Raw genomic sequence first — 17404 nt, 5'->3', positions numbered from 1 at the left:
TGACGCCGCGCCCCCGGCCCCACCCGCCGCCGGGGCGCCGCAGCCGCCCACGCAGGCCGGGCCCACCGCGGGCGGCTGACCGGCTGACCACACCGCACGCCTACACTCGGCGGTGATGTCCAGTCCTGACTCTGCTGGTTCGCAAGCCGACCTCGCCGCCGCCATCCGCGCCGCCCTGGGGAAGGTGATCGACCCCGAATTGCGCCGCCCCATCACCGAACTGGGGATGGTCAAGAGCGTCGACGTCGAACCCGGCGGCGGCGTGCACGTGACGATCTACCTGACCACCGCCGCCTGCCCCAAGAAGGCCGAGATCAGCGAGCGCGTCACCGCGGCCGTCGCCGACGTTCCCGGCACCGGCGCGGTGCGGGTCAGCCTGGACGTGATGAGCGACGAACAGCGCACCGAGCTGCGCAAGCAGCTGCGCGGGGACGCCCGCGAACCCGTCATCCCGTTCGCCCAGCCCAACTCGCTGACCCGCGTCTACGCGGTCGCCTCGGGCAAGGGCGGGGTGGGCAAGTCCACGGTCACCGTCAATTTGGCCGCCGCGATGGCGGCCCGCGGCCTGTCGGTCGGCGTGCTCGACGCCGACATCCACGGCCACTCCATCCCCCGAATGATGGGCAGCACCGACCGGCCCACCCAGGTCGAGTCGATGATCCTGCCGCCCATCGCCCACGAGGTGAAGGTCATCTCGATCGCCCAGTTCACCCAGGGCAACACCCCGGTCGTGTGGCGCGGACCCATGCTGCACCGGGCGCTGCAACAGTTCCTGGCCGACGTCTACTGGGGTGACCTCGACGTGCTGTTGCTCGACCTGCCGCCGGGAACCGGCGACATCGCGATCTCGGTGGCCCAGCTCATCCCCGGCGCGGAGATCCTGGTGGTAACCACGCCCCAGCTGGCCGCGGCCGAGGTCGCAGAACGGGCCGGCAGCATCGCGCTGCAGACCCGCCAGCGCATCGTCGGCGTGGTGGAGAACATGTCCGGGCTGACCCTGGCGGACGGCTCGACCCTGCAGGTGTTCGGCGAGGGCGGCGGCCAGCAGGTCGCCGAGCGCCTGTCGCGCGCCGTCGGTGCCGACGTGCCGCTGCTCGGTCAGATCCCGCTGGACCCGGCGCTGGTGGCCGCCGGCGATTCGGGCGTTCCGATCGTGCTCAGCGCCCCGGACTCCCCGGTGGGCAAGGAACTGCGCGGCGTGGCCGACCACCTGTCGTCGCGGCGTCGCGGGCTGGCGGGCGTGTCCCTGGGGCTGGACCCCACGCGACGCTAAGGCAGCGGGGCCGCGGCCACTCACGGCCGCGATCGTGCGTGTTCGTCCGGCGACACCCCGTCGCGGGCGGACAACTGCGCACGCTCGAACCGACGGGTCAGGTGGCGTCGGCGTCGAACGGCGCGGGCCCACCGGTGTGGTTCTCGGGACGGGCGGGCTCGACCGGCTTGGCCGGGGCCCCGTTGACGGGCCGGTCGAAGTTTCCGGTGAAGAAGGAGTCGTCGCCGTCCAGCAGGTGCTTGGTCAGTGCGGCGCGCGGCGTCATGCCCCGCAGCTTCTGCAGCTCGGACAGCGGGGCGCGCAGCTCGTCGAACTCGGGTCCGATGTCCTCGCGCAGCTGGTTGGTCACGCCGCTGAGATAGTCGCGCGTCTGCCGCAGCGCGGTCGACGTCCAGCGGATGGCGCCCGGCAGCCGCTCCGGGCCCAGGATCACCAGGCCGACCACGACGAGGACGAGGATGTGCTCCCAGCTCAAGTTGCCGAACACTAGCCGCCGTCCGGGTCGGGTTTGACGGTCAGCGTGACGTGACGACCGTCGCGGACCACCTCGATCGGGGAGTCCTGGCCGATGGTCAGCTGTCGCACCGCGACGACGAACTCGTCGGCGTCGGCGACCTTGCGGTTGCCGACCTTGACGATCACGTCGTTCTCCAGGATCCCGCCCTTTTGCGCGGGGCTGCCGGCCTTGACGTTGGCGACCTGGGCGCCGGACGCGATCGCGTTGCTCACCGACCGGGTGCTGACCCCCAGCGTCGGGTGCACGATCTTCCCGTCCTTGATCAAAGCCTGCGCCACCGACTTGACCTCGTTGATCGGGATCGCGAAGCCGAGCCCACTTGCGCTGTCCGACAACGACTTTCCCGCGGTGTCGATGCCGATCACCTGCGAATTCATGTCGATCAGCGGGCCCCCGGAGTTGCCGTGGTTGATGGAGGCGTCGGTCTGGACGGCGTCGATGACGGTGTCGGTGTCAGAACCCTCCCCGGACAGCGGCACCGGACGGTGCAGCGCGCTGACGATGCCGTGCGTCACGGTGCTGCGCAGGCCGAGCGGCGCGCCGGCCGCAAGCACCTCGTCGCCGACACGAACCTTGTCGGAGTCGCCGAGCTGGGCGACGGCCAGGTTGTCGACGTTGTCGACCTTGAGCACGGCCAGGTCGGTCTTGGGGTCGCGGCCGACCAAATTGGCGGGCACCTCCTTGCCGTCGTTGAACACCACGGTGGTCTTGAACTGGCTGGGATTGTTGGCCGCCTCGGAGATGACGTGATTGTTGGTGACGATGTAGCCGCGCCCATCGATGACGACGCCGGAGCCCTGCATGCCCTCCTGGTCGCTCTTGGACTCGATCGTCACCACGGCACCGGCGGTCGCGGCCGCCACCTTGGCGAACCGTCCCGCCGGCAGCTCGGTGTTGCCGGGGGTCGACAGCGTGACCTTGGAGGTGGTAAAAGCCTCGACCACCTCGGCCGTCTTGTTGCCGATGAAGCCACCGAGCGCCCCGATCAGCAGCGCGACGAGCAGCAGGGCGCCCAGCGCCCGGTAGGAGACCTTGTGGCCGAACAGCACGTCGCGCACCCCGAGCTTGCCGCCGTAGCCCAGCGCGGTGCGCGACGCCGGCGGGGCGAGCGCGGGCGTGCCCAGGGCGGCCGCGGCCCCGGGATCTCGCCAGGGGTCGTCGGCCCCGTCGGGCTCGGCGCCGTCGCGCTCGGCGGCCAGCGCACCCGCGTCGATCGGGTGCCGCTGCAGCGAATCGACGCTCCCGACGGGCCGGCTGAACGCCTCCTGCAGTACCGGATCGGCCGGCGGGACGTGCGGCGTGAACTCGGACTGGTCGCGGTACTTCGGCGGGCGAACGCGCTCGGCCACGAAGGATCCCTGTAGGCCGTCGGGGCGGCTGAACACCTGACGCGATGCGGGATCGACCGGTGGCCGGGAGATCGGGCGCGGGGCGAGGCGCTGGCCGCTGTCGTTGCCGCTGTCGTTGCCGTCGGAGGTCACGTTATCCCTCTTGGATTCTCTTCTTGAGCGCTCGAGACAGGCCGTTTACCGTGCGCGTTACTACGCACCGACGTTGCCCGTGTCCACCCTAGTATCCACGGGACGGTGCGCATGGGCGCGAATGCGCGCGGCGGCACGGCTGGCAATTACCGGCGCTTGCGCTGGTCGCGGCTGTCGCGGTCCCGCCACCCGTCCGGCGACGCGGTCGCGTCGTCGTCGGCCGGGTGGTGCGGGATCTCGGAGAGCAATCCGAGCAGCGTGCTGGGGATGCGAATCGGTTGCGAGTCGCGCAGCGCCGCCCGCGCCCGGCTCTGGCCCTCGACCTCGGCCGCGCACTCGGGGCACAGCGAAAGGTGGTGCGCGGCACGCAAGTGGGCGTTCATCCGCAGCTCGCCGTCGACGAACGCCGCGATCGCCTCGGTGGACAGGTGCTCGGTGGAGCCGAACCGGCGCGGCGCGCCGACCGGTGCGTCGCTCTGGGAGGCGAACTGGGAGGGCAGCCAGGAAAACGCGCGGCGAAACACTTCTCCGCGGTCGGCCATCACCAGCTCCTTTCGCGCGACCGAACAGCCGCCTTCCCACGAATGTAGCGCGAGGTGATGCTCGATACCGCGGCCAAGCGCGCACAAACCGCTGGATTTCGGGTCGGCGCCGCCTGCGGCGGCCGCGGTGTTATGCCGACTTCGCGCGCAACGCCTCGCCGCGGGAGCCGTTTTCGGGGTGCGCGGCCAGGTAGTCGCGCAAGGCCTGACGTCCGCGGTGGATGCGGCTGCGCACGGTGCCGAGCTTGACCCCCAGCGTGGCGCCGATCTCCTCATACGACAGGCCCTCGATGTCACACAGCACCACCGCGGCGCGAAACTCCGGCGGCAGCGAGTCCAGCGCGGCCTGCAGGTCGGCCCCCAGCCGCGCGTCGTGGTAGATCTGCTCGGGGTTGGGCTCGTCGGCGGGCACCCGGTCGTAGTCGTCCGGCAGCGCCTCCATGCGGATGCGCGCGCGGCGGCGCACCATGTCGAGGAACAGGTTGGTGGTGATGCGGTGTAGCCAGCCCTCGAAGGTTCCCGGTTGGTAGTTCTGGACGGACCGGAACACCCGGATGAAGGTCTCCTGGGTGAGGTCCTCGGCGTCCTGCTGGTTGCCGGAGAGCCGGTAGGCCAGCCGGTACACGCGGTCGGCGTGCTGGCGCACCAGCTCTTCCCACGACGGCATCGCCGCTTTGTCGCCCGTCGCGTCGAACACGGCGGTGCCCTGCAGGGCGTCCGTCGGCTCGACCCATTCGTCGTCCCGGCGGGCCTGGGCGTGAGACATGGTGGTCGGACTCAATAGAGATGTGTTGATCGGATCCTCCGGATTTACCCTGCCGCCCAAACTTGGCAGTTCGTCGACGGCGTCAACGCGTAACTGAAACCCCGTATTCCCATTCCAGCGCGGTCTATTCCCGCCCCGGCGCACCCCGCGTTCCATACGGATACCGTCACCCATCGGCGTATGCGGGGCATAGGAGCAATCTGAGGTTTGGCTGAGAAACCGGATCGTTACCTGCGTTGAACAGCGCGGATCCGGTCGCGAGTGAGTTTCGTCGCGTCGCCGGTGCCGGGCGTGTCGTAACGGCCCGAATATCCGCGCGCCTGCCTGACCACGTCGCAAATTGGAATACGCTGCGGGGCATGGACGCCACCGACGAAGCAACCGCCGGCCAGGCGGCCCCCAGCCGAGCCGATTCACTCTGCGCGCACGCCGAGGGGTCGATATCGGAAGACGCGCTGCTGGCGGCGGCCCGTGAGCGCGCGGTCGAGATCGGCGCCGACGCGGTGACGCCCGCGGTCGGGGCGCTGCTGAGCCTGCTCGCCAAGCTCAGCGGCGGCAAGGCCGTCGCCGAGGTGGGCACCGGCGCGGGGGTGAGCGGGCTCTGGTTGTTGTCGGGCATGAGCGACGACGGCGTCTTGACCACCATCGACATCGAGCCGGAGTACCTGAGGATCGCCAAGCAGGCCTTCGCCGAGGCCGGCGTCGGGCCCTCTCGCACCAGGCTGATCGGCGGCCGCGCCCAGGAGGTGCTCACCCGGCTCGCCGACGAGTCCTACGACCTGGTGTTCATCGACGCCGACCCGGTCGACCAGCCGGATTACGTGGTCGAGGGGGTGCGGCTGCTGCGCCCGGGTGGCGTCATCGTGGTGCACCGGGCCGCCCTGGGCGGCCGCGCCGGCGATCCGTCCGCACGCGACCCCGAGGTGTCGGCGGTGCGGGAGGCGGCGCGGCTGATCGCCGAGGACGAGCGGCTGACGCCCGCGCTGGTGCCGCTGGGCGACGGGCTGCTAGCAGCCGTGCGGGAGTAGGGCCGCCGACCCGCTGGCGCGCAGCCGAAATCTTTACGGATTCCTGACGGAGCGGACCATTGACGCGCGACTGAACGGGCGTTTAGTCTTCTGAACATGCGTTCAGCCGACCTGACCGCCGCGGCCCGGATCCGGGATGCGGCCATCGAGCAGTTCGGCGAGCACGGTTTCGGCGTCGGCTTGCGCGCGATCGCCGAGGCGGCGGGCGTGAGTGCCGCGCTGGTGATCCATCACTTCGGCTCCAAGGAGGGCCTGCGCAAGGCGTGCGACGACTACGTCGCCGAGCAGATCCGCGAAGCCAAGACCGAGGCGCTTCAAACCAACGATCCGGCCGTGTGGTTCGGGAGACTGGCCGAAATCGAGGAATTCGCCCCCATGATCGGCTACGTGGTGCGCAGCATGCAGACCGGCGGCGACCTAGCAAAGATGCTGTGGCGCACCATGATTGAGAACGCCGAGGGATACCTCGAGGAGGGTGTGCGGGCCGGGACGATCAAGCCCAGCCGCGATCCGCGCGCCAGAGCCAAGTATCTGGGCATCACCGGGGGCGGCGGGCTACTGCTCTACCTGCAAATGCACGACACCCCAAACGATCTGCGTGCGGTGCTCCGCGATTACTCGCGGGACATGATCGTGCCCGCCCTCGAGATCTACACCGAGGGGCTGATGGTGGACCGCACCATGTACGACGCGTTTCTGGCAGCCGACGATCAAGGAGAAGCTGATGCCAGTTGACGGTTTTACGCCCATCGAAATCCGGGGCTTGAAAAAGAGTTTCGGGGCAGTGCGCGCGTTGGACGGCCTTGACCTGACGGTACGGGAAGGCGAGGTGCACGGGTTCCTCGGGCCGAACGGCGCGGGGAAGTCGACGACCATCCGCGTACTGTTGGGGCTGGTGAAAGCCGACGGGGGAACCGTGCGGTTGCTCGGCGGCGACCCGTGGACCGACTCCGTGGCGCTGCACCGCCAAATCGCCTACGTGCCAGGCGACGTCACGTTGTGGCCGTCGCTGACCGGCGGCGAGACCATCGACCTGCTGGCCCGGATGCGCGGGGGTATTGACGAGAAGCGCCGCGCGGAGCTGATCGAGCGATTCGACCTCGACCCGCACAAGAAGGCCCGCGCGTACTCGAAGGGCAACCGGCAAAAGGTCTCGCTGATTTCGGCGTTCTCCTCGCACGCCAGGCTGCTCCTTTTGGACGAGCCGAGCAGCGGCCTGGACCCATTGATGGAGAACGTTTTTCAGCAGTGCGTCGGTGAGGCCCGCGACCGGGGGACGACGGTCCTGCTGTCCAGCCACATCCTGGCCGAGACCGAGGCCTTGTGTGAACGGGTGACCATCATTCGGGCCGGCAAGACCGTCGAGAGCGGCTCGCTAGAGTCGATGCGCCACCTCAGCCGCACGTCAATCAAGGCCGAAATGCTCGGTGATCCGGGTGATATCACGCGCATCAAGGGTGTCGAGGACGTCAGCATCGACGGCGCCACACTGCGCGCCCAGGTCGACAGCGAAAGCCTCGGCGAGCTCATCCGTGCGCTCGGTGACGCCGGGGTGCGCAGCCTGGTCAGCCAGCCGCCGACCCTGGAGGAGCTTTTCCTGCGCCACTACGACACCGGCCGCAGCGAGAACAAGGTGTCGGCGTGATGAGCACCGCGACCCTGGATCGCCCCCGCCGCCCGGGGCACCCGGCGCGGCCGGTCGGTTCGAATTTTTCCGGAACGCTTGGGATACTGCGGCTTTACCTGCGCCGCGACCGGATCTCGCTGCCGCTGTGGGTGCTGCTGCTCTCGGTGCCGCTGGCCACCGTCTACGTCGGCAGCATCGAAAAGGTTTATCCGACCCAGGCCGCCCGCGCCGGGTTCGCGGCCTCCATCTTGGCCAGCCCGGCCCAGCGCGCGCTCTACGGCCGGGTCTATAACGACAGCCTCGGCGCCGTGGGGATCTGGAAGGCGGGCATGTTCCACCTGCTGATCGCGGTGGCCGTCATCCTCACGGTTATCCGGCACACCCGTGCCGACGAGGAGACCGGCCGCACCGAGTTGGTGGACTCGACCGCGGTCGGCCGCTACGCCAGCCTGACCGCGGCGCTGCTGTTGTCGTTCGGGGCGTCGATCGCCACCGGCGCGATCGGCGCCGCGGGCTTGCTGACCACCACCGTCCCGGCGGGCGGGTCCCTGGCGTTCGGGGCCGCGTTGGCCTGTTCCGGGCTGGTGTTCACCGCGGTGGCCGCGGCGACCGCACAGCTTTCCCCCAGCGCCAGGTTCTCGCGCGGCGCCGCGTTTTCCGCGCTGGGGGCGGCGTTCACGCTGCGCGCCGTCGGTGACGCCGGCGACGGCAAGCTGTCGTGGCTTTCGCCGCTGGGCTGGTCGCTACAGGTGCGGCCCTACGCCGGCGACCGCTGGTCGGTCCTGCTGCTGCACCTGGCCACGACGGTGGTGCTCACCCTGGTGGCCTACCGCCTGCTCGCCGGCCGCGATGTCGGCGCCGGGCTGATCCCCGAACGCGCCGGCCCCGCGACCGCCGGGAGGCGGTTGCGCGGGGTCCACGGGCTGACCTGGCGGCTGGACCGCGGCGCGCTGCTGCTGTGGACGGTCGGGCTGTGCCTCTACGGACTGTTGATGGGCAGCGTGGTGCACGGCATCGGCGACGAGCTGGGCGGCAGCACCGCCGTCCGCGACATCGTCGCGCGGATGGGCGGCACCAACGCGATCGAGGAGGCCTTCATCGCCATCGCGTTCACGATGATGGGCATGGCGGGCGCCGCCTTCGCCATCTCGCTCACCCTGCGCCTGCACCAGGAGGAAGCCGCCCAGCGCACCGAGACGACACTGGCGGGTTCGGTGTCCCGAACCGCCTGGCTGGCAAGCCATTTGGTGGCGGCGCTGGCGGGATCCGCGATCGCCATGCTGGCCAGCGGGGCGGCCGGTGGGCTCGTCTACGGGGTCGCGGCCGGCGACGTCGGCGGCAAGCTGGCCGTCGTCGTCGGCACCGCGGCCGCCCAGCTGCCCGCGGTGTGGTTGCTCGCCGCTGTGACGGTCGTGTTGTTCGGCCTGGCGCCGCGATTCACCCCCGTGGCGTGGGGCGTGCTGGTCGGGTTCGTGGCGGTGTATTTGATCGGGGAGCTGGGCCGGTTCCCGCAGTGGTTGCTCGACCTGGAACCGTTCGCGCACATCCCGCGCGTGGGCGACTTCACCGCCGTGCCGCTGATCTGGCTGCTGGGCCTGGATGCCGCGCTGATTGCGTTGGGAGCCACAGGTTTTCGGCGTCGCGACGTGCGTAGTTAGGAGTGTCATGAAAACCGGTATTCGTCTGGCCCTGTCGTCGGTGCTGGGTCTTGTCGCGGTCGGCTTGATCCTGTTCCTGCCCGCCGGGACGCTGAAGTATTGGCAGGGTTGGGTTTTCATCGCGGTGTTCACCCTGGCGACGCTTATCCCCACGATCTATTTGGCGCGCAAAAACCCCGCGGCCCTGCAGCGGCGCATGCATGGCGGGCCGCAGGCGGAAACCAGGACCGCTCAAAAGGTCATCATCACCGGTTCGTTCCTGGACCTGTTCGCGATGATGGTGCTCAGCGCGTTCGACCACCGGATGGGCTGGTCGACGGTGCCGCCGTGGCTGAGCGTGCTCGGAGACGTTTTGGTCGTGGTGGGGCTCTCCATCGCCATGCTGGTCGTCGTCGAAAACAGCTACGCCGCCGCGACGGTGACGGTGGAGAGCGGTCAACGGGTGGTCTCCGGCGGTCTGTACAAGTTCGTCAGGCACCCGATGTACGTCGGAAACGTCGTCATGATGATGGGCATACCGCTGGCGTTGGATTCCTACTGGGCCCTTCTTTTCTTGGTGCCGGGGTTCGCGGTGCTCGTCTTCCGCATCCTCGACGAGGAGAAATTGCTGACTCAGGAATTGGCCGGATACCGCGAATACACCCAGCGGGTGCGGTATCGGTTGGTGCCCAATGTGTGGTAGCCGGCCACCCGCCGTGTCTAGGGTATTGGCGTGGCCCGCAATTTGGCACCAGCCCTTGACCGGCCGTGGCGACGTCCCGGCGCCCTGCGATACGCGCTAGAGCGGATTCGCGGCATCGCCAAGCCACCGGTGACGGTCACCGTTCCCCCGACCGACCTGCTCGTCGAGCGTGACGTCGGCGTACCGACCCGCGACGGCACCGTCCTGCGGATCAATGTCTATCGGAACCGCGACGACGCGAAACCCGTTGCGCGGCCGGTCATCCTGAGCATCCACCCCTACGGCAAGGACAATCTGCCGAAACGGCGCGGCAAGAAGTGGAGCTTCTCGGCGCAATACCGCGCGCTGCGCCAGCCCCGACCGGTGACCTTTTCGTCGCTGACCGGTTGGGAGGCACCGGATCCGGTGTGGTGGGCGGCGCAAGGCTTCACCGTGGCGAACGCCGACTCGCGCGGTTGCGGCCACTCCGACGGCACCGGCAACCTGCTGTCGCGCCGGGAGGCCGAGGACACCTACGACCTCGTGCAGTGGATCGCCGAGCAGCCCTGGTGCGACGGCCGGGTCGTCATGCTCGGGGTGTCTTACCTGGCCATCAGCCAGTACGCCGTCGCCGCCCTGCGGCCGCCGGCGCTGCGGGCGATCTGCCCGTGGGAGGGCTTCACCGACGCCTACCGCGACCTGACCTTCCCCGGCGGCGTTCGGGAAACCGGCTTTACCGCGTTCTGGTCGCGCAACGTGCGCCGCGACACGCGCCAGACATACGACCTGCAACGCATGCAGGACGAACACCCGCTGCGCGACGACTTTTGGCGCTCGCTGGTGCCCGATCTGTCGGCGATCGAGGTTCCCCTGTTGGTGTGCGGCAGCTTCTCGGACAACAACCTGCACAGCCGCGGTTCGATGCGGGCGTTCACCGACGGCGGCTCGCGCCACGCCCGGCTGTACACCCATCGGGGCGGCAAATGGGCCACCTTCTACTCCGAGGCGGCGCGGGGCGAGCAGCTCAGCTTTTTCCGTGCCGCGCTGGACGGCGCGGCAGGCTCACGCAGCGTGCGGCTCGAGGTGCGCGAGGACCGCGACACAATCGCCGCCGTGCGCGAAGAGGCCGAATGGCCGCTCGCGCGCACCCGCTGGCGGCCGTTGTATCTCAGTGCGGCCGGGTTGCTGTCACCTGAGCGGCCGGCGACGGCGGGCCGCATCACGTTCGAAACCCGTTCCAATGCTGCGGCCTTCAGCTGGACGATTCCCCAGGACGTCGAGTTGACCGGACCCATGGCCGCGCGGCTGTGGGTACAACTCGATGGCTGCGACGACGCGAACCTGTTCGTCGGCGTGGAGAAGTGGCGGGGCGGGCGGTTCGTCGGATTCGAAGGGTCCTACGGCTACGGCCGCGACCGGGTGACCACCGGCTGGCAGCGGGTCTCGCTGCGGGCGCTCGACCCTGAGCTCTCGCGGCCATGGCAGCCCGTCGCGGCATGCGCTGAGCAACAACCGGTTTCGGCGGGTGAGGTGGTCGCCGTCGACGTCGCGCTGGGCCCGTCGGCGACGTTGTTCCGCGCCGGCGAACAGCTGCGGCTGGTGGTGGCGGGGCGTTGGCTGTCGCCGCGAAACCCGATCACCGGCCAATTCCCCGCGGCCTATACCAACTCCGAGCGCGGTCGCGTCACCCTGCACTGGGGCCCCGAGCACGACGCGCACCTGCTGATCCCGGAGATCCCCCCGCGCGCATAGCGCTAGATCCAGACGCCCTTGCCCACCGCGACCACGCCGCCGGCGCTGATCGCAAAGCGCTCGCGGTCCTTCTCGAGATCGACGCCGACCATCTCGCCGGGCCCGACGACGACGTTCTTGTCCAGGATCGCGTGGCGCACCACCGCGCCCCGGCCGACGCGGGCGCCCGGCATGATCACGCTGCCCTCCACGATGGCGCCGTCGTCGACCACCACGTTGGACGACAGCACCGAGTTGCGCACCGACGAGGCCGAGATGATGCTGCCGGCGCCTACCACCGATTCCTGGGCCGAGCCGCCGTTGACGAACTTGGCCGGCGCCAGGTTCTCCGACTCGCCGCGGATCGGCCAGCGCTTGTTGTACAGGTTGAACACCGGATGCACCGACACCAGGTCCATGTGGGCGTCGTAGAACGCGTCGAGCGTTCCGACGTCGCGCCAGTAGCCCCGGTCGCGGTCGGTGGCGCCGGGCACCTCGTTGTCTGAGAAGTCGTATACCGCGGCCATCCCGTCCTCCACCAACCGCGGGATGATGTCGCCGCCCATGTCGTGGTCGGAGTGGTCGTCGTCGGCGTCGGCGCGGATCGCGTCGATGAGCACCTTGGTGGTGAAGATGTAGTTGCCCATCGACACGAAGGTGGATTCGGGGTCGTCAGGGGTCCCGGGCGGGTCCAGGGGCTTCTCCACGAAATCGCGGATGCGCCCGGAGTCGTCGGCGTCGATGCAGCCGAACGCCGTGGCCTCCGCGCGGGGCACCCGGATGCCGGCCACGGTGACGCCGGCCCCGCTGTCGATGTGGAACCGGACCATCTGCTCGGGATCCATGCGGTAGACGTGGTCGGCGCCGAAAACCACTATGTAGTCGGGATCTTCGTCGTAGATCAGGTTGAGCGATTGGTAGATCGCGTCGGCCGAACCGGTGTACCAGCGTGGGCCGAGGCGCTGCTGCGCCGGCACCGGCGTGATGTACTCACCGGCCAGGCCGGACAACCGCCAGTTTTGCGAAATGTGGCGGTCGAGTGAATGCGACTTGTATTGGGTGAGAACGCAGATCCGAAGATAGCGTGCGTTGACGAGGTTGGACAGCACGAAGTCGATCAGCCGGTAGGCACCACCGAACGGGACTGCGGGTTTGGCGCGGTCCGCGGTCAACGGATACAGCCGCTTGCCCTCACCCCCGGCCAGGACAATGCCCAGCACGTGTGGTGCTTCCCTCATGGCTCAAACCTAACGGCCGTCGCCAACCGCTGCCAGCGGAAACCGCTTGGCCGCTGTTCTGACGGACTGTCTGTCAAGGTATTTGGCTTACTTCCCAAGACCCGATACCACCCATTATTGCTCAGGCCCGACCCGCGGATGGCAGCCGCGCCCGACCCGGCCCAATCGTCCGGCTACTCAACGCCCCGACATGCGGGGCGCCTCGTCGCCGACCCGGCCCAATCGTCCGGCTCCGCAACGCCCCGACATGCGGGGCGCCTCGTCGCCGAACTACGGTGCGGATATGCGGGTGGCGATGATGACGCGGGAGTACCCACCAGAGGTCTACGGGGGCGCCGGCGTGCACGTCACCGAACTCGTCGCCCAGCTGCGCCGCCTGTGCCCGGTCGACGTGCATTGCATCGGCGTACCCCGCCCCGACGCCTTCGCCCATCAGCCCGACCCGCGGATGCCCGGCGCCAACCCGGCGCTGTCGACGCTGTCCGCCGACCTGATGATGGTCAACGCGGCCTCGGCCGCGACCGTGGTCCATTCGCACACCTGGTACACCGGACTAGCCGGACACCTGACCGCGCTGCTCTACGACATCCCACACGTCCTGACCGCGCATTCGCTCGAGCCGCTGCGACCCTGGAAGGCCGAACAGCTCGGCGGCGGCTACCGGATCTCGACGTGGGTGGAGCAGACCGCGGTGATGAGCGCCAACGCCGTCATCGCCGTCAGCTCCGCGATGCGCGAGGACGTCCTGCGCGTTTACCCCTCGTTGGACCCGAGCCTGGTCCACGTCATCCGCAACGGCGTCGACACCACCGTGTGGCATCCCGCCGGCCCGGCGGAGAGCGGGTCGGTGCTCGCCGAACTTGGCGTCGATCCGGCCCGGCCGATGGTGGCGTTTGTCGGACGGATCACCCGGCAAAAGGGCGTCGCGCACCTGGTGGCGGCCGCACACCGCTTCAGCCCCGAGGCGCAGGTGGTGCTGTGCGCCGGGGCTCCGGATACCCCGGAGCTAAGCGAAAAAGTTCGGGCCGCGGTGGCCGACCTGGCCCGCGATCGCGATGGCGTTTTTTGGATCAGGGAAATGCTGCCCATCGGGGAGCTACGTGAAATCGTCTCGGCGGCAACGGTTTTTGTCTGCCCTTCGGTATACGAGCCGTTGGGGATCGTTAACCTCGAGGCGATGGCCTGCGCGACGGCGGTGGTGGCGTCCGACGTGGGCGGCATACCGGAGGTGGTCGCCGACGGGACGACTGGGTCGCTGGTGCACTACGACGCCGACGACCCGGCCGGGTTCGAGGCGGGGTTGGCCGAAGCGGTCAATGAGCTGGTGGCCGACCCGGACAAGGCCAAGCGCTATGGCGAGGCGGGGCGCCAGCGCTGCATCGAGGACTTCTCCTGGGCCCACGTGGCCGAGCAGACGCAGGAGATCTACCGGAAGGTGGGCGGGTGAGGCTACCTAGCTCGTGACGCCCTTGAGTTCGTCACCGAGGGCGGCGGCTTCGTCGGGCGTCAGCTCGACGACCAACCGACCGCCTCCCTCAAGTGGTACTCGCATCACGATGCCGCGCCCCTCTTTGGTTGCTTCCAGAGGACCGTCTCCGGTCCGGGGCTTCATCGCCGCCATCGAGTGCTCCCTCCAGATTCGAGCTGGCCCGCGGTCGCGGACCTGGTCGGCGCCGAGCATGCCCCGCCGATGGATTTCCAGTCATACCCGACATTGAACTGCCAAATCACCCCCCCATTGTTCCCTATCCGGGTGCGCAGTTACACAAAGACCCGCCTCTCGGGCCCCCTCGAAGGGCAAAGCCCGATTGCCCGGCTCCTCAACGGCCCGCCTCGCGGCCCGCATCGTCACCGGGCGGACCCGATTGCCCGGCTCCTCAACGGCCCGCCTCGTCATTGGGGGAAGGCACCCAGCAACCTCGAATGTGATCGTCGACCATGCCCGTCGCCTGCATCAGCGCGTAGGCCGTCGTCGGCCCGACGAAGCGGAACCCCCGCCGCTTCAGCTCGCGCGCCATGGCCTTCGATTCGTCGGTCGCAGACGGGATTTCGGAGCCGTCGGCCGGGCGCGGCCGCGGCGCGGGCGCGAAGGACCACAGCAACTCGGACAGGTCCTCGGGAGAGCCCAGCTCGGCGGCGGCGCGCGCGTTGGCGATGGTCGCTTCGATCTTGGCCCTGTTGCGGACGATGCCCTGGTCGGCCATTAGCCGCTGCACGTCGGCGTCGGTGTAGCGGGCGATCTTCTCCACGTCGAACCCGTCGAACGCGCGTCGGAAATTCTCCCGCTTGCGCAGGATGATCAGCCACGACAAACCACTCTGGAAAGCCTCGAGGTTCATCCGTTCGAACAGCGCCACCCCGTCGTGCACAGGCCGGCCCCATTCCTGGTCGTGGTAGTCGCGGTACAACTCGAAGTCCGGCCCGGGCCGGATCGCCGCCCAGCCGCACCGGATCAGCTCTTGAACACCCGGGTCGCTCACACAGTGTCCTGACGATCCTTGCCCTCGTCGGGTTCCACGGGATCGCACTCGTGCTCGGTGTCGTCCTCGGCCGCCGCCGAGGCGTGCACCGCCGCCAGCTGGCCGCGCAGCGCCTCGAGCTCGCGCGCGAGGCGGTCCAGCACCCAGTCCACCTCGCTGGTCTTGTAACCGCGCAGCACCTGAGTGAACTTGACGGCGTCGACGTCGGCGCCGGTGACGCCGTAGGCGGGCAGGACCGTCGCCGTCGTGCCCCGCGGCAAGGGCGGTAGCTGCTCACCACGACCAAACAGCAGGCTGGCCGCGCCGAACAGCACGACCGCCACCAGCACCAGCACCACCAGGTACAGCAAAACCAATGCCACGGGATCGATATTGCCCTATGCCGCCGACAACCCGGCGATCAGCGTGGCCGCACGCCGCTCATCGGCGGCCGGTCCACCAGCGACACCGGCGAGGTGTGCTGGATGTAGCCCTCACCCTCGGAACCGTCCGGGCCATCGGCCAGGAACTGCGTCAGCCCGACCCCGGAGTCGGGGATACCGCAGCGCGACAGCAGCGTCGCGATGACCTGACGACTCATCGCGCCCAGCTCGGCCAGCGGTCGATTGCGGTGCGCCCGCACGCCCAGATTGACCTGAGCGATCGCGTCCAGGCCGAGCCGGTCGAAGGTGTCGATCAGCAGGCCGATCTCGACGCCGTAACCGGGTGCGAAGGGCAGCGCGGTGAGCAGCTCCCGGCTCGCCGCGTACTCGCCGCCGAGCGGCTGCAAAATGCAGCCGAGCTCCGGGCGCAGCGCCGCCAGCAACGGCCGGGCCACCAGCTCCGTGACCCGCCCGCCGCCGGAGGCGCCCGCGGCGGCGCCGGTTTCGCCGCCGCCCAGCGGTCGGCGGTAGAAGCTCTTGACCAAATGGATCCCGTCGCAGGTGAGCAGGGGCGCCACCAGCCACGGCACGAACATCGGGTGCGGGTTGATCAGGTCGGAATCGACGAACACCACGATGTCGCCGCTGGTGGCCGCGAGCGAGCGCCAGAGCGCCTCGCCCTTGCCGGGCCGCACGGGCACCTCGGGCAGCGCCTGTTCGCGGCTCACGACGCGGGCGCCGGCGGCGATGGCTCGGATCTCGGTGTCGTCGGTCGAGCCGGAGTCCAGCACGATCAACTCGTCGACCAGCCCGTCCACCAGCGGCGAGATGCTCTCGATCACCGATTCGACGGTTTCTTCCTCGTTGAGGGCCGGCAACACCACCGAGATGGTCCGGCCCGCCTTGGCCTCTTCCAGCTCGGCGACGGTCCAGGCGGCGCGGTTGCGGCTACGATCGGCCAGCCAGACGTCCCCCGGCCGGGAGGCCAGCGCCCGCCGATGCGTCAGATGGCCGGCGACCAGCTCCGATGCCGTCATGCGAGCCCCCTCACCGTCCGCGTTGGCGGGCGGGTCCCCTGGATGGAGGCGACCATTTCGAGCACCCGCCGCGTGGCCGCCACCTGGTGGACCCGAAACATTCGCACACCGGCGGCCGCCGCCAGCGCGGTGGCCGCGAGCGTCCCCTCGAGCCGTTCGGTCAATTCCACCCCCAAAGTCTCCCCGACGAAGTCCTTGTTGCTCAAAGCGAGGAGCACGGGCCATCCGGTCCTAACGAGATCGCCCACGTGGCGCAATACGAGCAGCCCGTGAAAGGTGTTCTTGCCGAAGTCGTGGGCGGGGTCTATCAGCACCCGGTCACGGGCCACCCCGGCGGCGACCGCCCGCTCGGCCGCGGCGGTAACCCGGCGGATGACGTCGTCCACCACGCCGCGGGTGCTGGTGCCATAGCTCACCCGGAACGGGCGCGTGCGCGGCTGCGCGCCGCCGGTGTGCGAGCACACCAGGCCGGCCCCGAACTCCGCGGCCACCTCGGGCAGGGCGGGGTCGACGCCTTCCCAGGTGTCGTTGATCAGGTCCGCTCCGGCGGCGCAGGCCAGCCGGGCCACCCCCGAGCGCCAGGTGTCGACGCTGATCAGCTGGTCGGGGTAGGCGCCGCGGAGCCATTCTATGAAGGGCACCAGCCGGGCGATCTCGGTGTCTTCGTCGACGCTCTGGCCTGGACCCGCCTTCACCCCGCCGACGTCGATGACGTCGGCGCCCTCGGCGATGGCCCGGTGCGCGGCGTCGCGGGCGGCCTCGTCGCTGAAGGTCGCGCCCCGGTCGAAGAACGAGTCCGGGGTGCGGTTGACGATCGCCATGATCAGCGGGCGATCACCCGCGACCGGCCGACCGCACCAGGTTGACTGCACGACGTCTATGGTGCCTGGCGCCCCGGACGCATCGAGACTGCGCCCAGCGCTAGCTGTACCCGGCCATAACGTTGGTTACAGGCGGCTGATGGGTGGTAGGCCGCTGAGTGCGCTGTGGCGGCGTTGAGTGT

The 17404-nt window shown here is 69.4% G+C and carries 18 protein-coding genes; 8 read left to right on the top strand and 10 right to left on the bottom strand.

Annotated elements, in window-relative coordinates:
• Window positions 1-115 precede the first annotated feature (115 nt).
• Window positions 116-1273 carry an Mrp/NBP35 family ATP-binding protein gene (locus AWC19_RS15955; RefSeq protein WP_142281232.1) on the top strand — a complete coding sequence of 386 codons (1158 nt, stop codon included), beginning with the start codon at window positions 116-118 and terminating at the stop codon, window positions 1271-1273.
• Window positions 1274-1370: 97 nt separating this feature from the next.
• Here the strand turns inward: AWC19_RS15955 and tatB are convergent, their stop codons facing one another.
• The 4 genes from tatB to sigE form a co-directional block, all read right to left on the bottom strand.
• A complete protein-coding gene (gene tatB / locus AWC19_RS15950) occupies window positions 1371-1760 on the bottom strand; it encodes a Sec-independent protein translocase protein TatB (protein ID WP_085079032.1) in 390 nt (129 codons plus the stop codon).
• Complete coding sequence (gene htrA / locus AWC19_RS15945; protein ID WP_085079031.1) at window positions 1760-3271, bottom strand: serine protease HtrA; 1512 nt, start codon at window positions 3269-3271, stop codon at window positions 1760-1762. Before htrA ends, tatB begins: the two co-directional genes overlap by 1 nt.
• A 146-nt stretch (window positions 3272-3417) precedes the next feature.
• Entirely contained in the window at window positions 3418-3813 is a 396-nt protein-coding gene (rseA, locus tag AWC19_RS15940; RefSeq protein ID WP_085079036.1) for an anti-sigma E factor RseA, read from the bottom strand.
• A 130-nt stretch (window positions 3814-3943) separates the two neighbouring features.
• The gene (sigE, locus tag AWC19_RS15935) at window positions 3944-4735 is read right to left on the bottom strand and encodes an RNA polymerase sigma factor SigE (RefSeq protein WP_085079030.1); all 792 of its coding nucleotides are present in this window, start codon (window positions 4733-4735) and stop codon (window positions 3944-3946) included.
• Between the two features lie 203 nt (window positions 4736-4938).
• On the opposite strand from sigE, the gene AWC19_RS15930 reads away from it, so the two are divergent.
• The 6 genes from AWC19_RS15930 (at window position 4939) to AWC19_RS15905 (ending at window position 11305) form a co-directional block, all read left to right on the top strand.
• A complete protein-coding gene (locus AWC19_RS15930) occupies window positions 4939-5607 on the top strand; it encodes an O-methyltransferase (protein WP_085079029.1) in 669 nt (222 codons plus the stop codon).
• A 96-nt stretch (window positions 5608-5703) separates the two neighbouring features.
• Window positions 5704-6342 (top strand): TetR/AcrR family transcriptional regulator, encoded by a 639-nt coding sequence (locus AWC19_RS15925; protein WP_085079028.1) that lies wholly within the window; start codon window positions 5704-5706, stop codon window positions 6340-6342.
• Entirely contained in the window at window positions 6332-7252 is a 921-nt protein-coding gene (locus AWC19_RS15920; protein ID WP_085079027.1) for an ABC transporter ATP-binding protein, read from the top strand. The genes AWC19_RS15925 and AWC19_RS15920 overlap by 11 nt, the downstream gene beginning before the upstream one ends.
• Window positions 7252-8892, top strand: a complete 1641-nt coding sequence (locus AWC19_RS15915) for an ABC transporter permease (RefSeq protein ID WP_142281230.1) — start codon at window positions 7252-7254, stop codon at window positions 8890-8892. Before AWC19_RS15920 ends, AWC19_RS15915 begins: the two co-directional genes overlap by 1 nt.
• 7 nt (window positions 8893-8899) lie before the next feature.
• Window positions 8900-9574: a methyltransferase family protein gene (locus AWC19_RS15910; RefSeq protein WP_085079026.1), complete on the top strand. Its 675-nt coding sequence runs from the start codon at window positions 8900-8902 to the stop codon at window positions 9572-9574.
• Window positions 9575-9604: 30 nt separating this feature from the next.
• Window positions 9605-11305: a CocE/NonD family hydrolase gene (locus tag AWC19_RS15905; RefSeq protein ID WP_085079025.1), complete on the top strand. Its 1701-nt coding sequence runs from the start codon at window positions 9605-9607 to the stop codon at window positions 11303-11305.
• A gap of 2 nt (window positions 11306-11307) precedes the next feature.
• Here the strand turns inward: AWC19_RS15905 and glgC are convergent, their stop codons facing one another.
• Entirely contained in the window at window positions 11308-12522 is a 1215-nt protein-coding gene (gene glgC, locus AWC19_RS15900) for a glucose-1-phosphate adenylyltransferase (RefSeq protein ID WP_085079024.1), read from the bottom strand.
• A gap of 283 nt (window positions 12523-12805) precedes the next feature.
• Here glgC and glgA point away from each other — a divergent pair, with 283 nt between their 5' ends.
• A complete protein-coding gene (gene glgA / locus AWC19_RS15895) occupies window positions 12806-13969 on the top strand; it encodes a glycogen synthase (protein ID WP_085079034.1) in 1164 nt (387 codons plus the stop codon).
• 6 nt (window positions 13970-13975) lie between these two features.
• Here glgA and AWC19_RS15890 read toward each other — a convergent pair whose 3' ends face one another.
• The 5 genes from AWC19_RS15890 to folP form a co-directional block, all read right to left on the bottom strand.
• Window positions 13976-14143, bottom strand: coding sequence for a DUF3117 domain-containing protein (locus tag AWC19_RS15890; protein WP_003406247.1), 168 nt, complete (start codon window positions 14141-14143; stop codon window positions 13976-13978).
• Between the two features lie 256 nt (window positions 14144-14399).
• Complete coding sequence (locus AWC19_RS15885; protein ID WP_245849034.1) at window positions 14400-14978, bottom strand: DNA-3-methyladenine glycosylase I; 579 nt, start codon at window positions 14976-14978, stop codon at window positions 14400-14402.
• 20 nt (window positions 14979-14998) lie between these two features.
• Window positions 14999-15364 (bottom strand): DivIVA domain-containing protein, encoded by a 366-nt coding sequence (locus tag AWC19_RS15880; protein WP_085079022.1) that lies wholly within the window; start codon window positions 15362-15364, stop codon window positions 14999-15001.
• Between the two features lie 38 nt (window positions 15365-15402).
• Window positions 15403-16401, bottom strand: a complete 999-nt coding sequence (locus AWC19_RS15875) for a glucosyl-3-phosphoglycerate synthase (protein ID WP_085079021.1) — start codon at window positions 16399-16401, stop codon at window positions 15403-15405.
• Window positions 16398-17273, bottom strand: coding sequence for a dihydropteroate synthase (gene folP / locus AWC19_RS15870; protein ID WP_085079020.1), 876 nt, complete (start codon window positions 17271-17273; stop codon window positions 16398-16400). The genes AWC19_RS15875 and folP overlap by 4 nt, the downstream gene beginning before the upstream one ends.
• Window positions 17274-17404: the final 131 nt, after the last annotated feature.

This window comes from Mycobacterium palustre, from assembly GCF_002101785.1.
Taxonomy (GTDB): domain Bacteria; phylum Actinomycetota; class Actinomycetes; order Mycobacteriales; family Mycobacteriaceae; genus Mycobacterium; species Mycobacterium palustre.
This window is presented reverse-complemented; position numbering and strand designations above follow the sequence as displayed.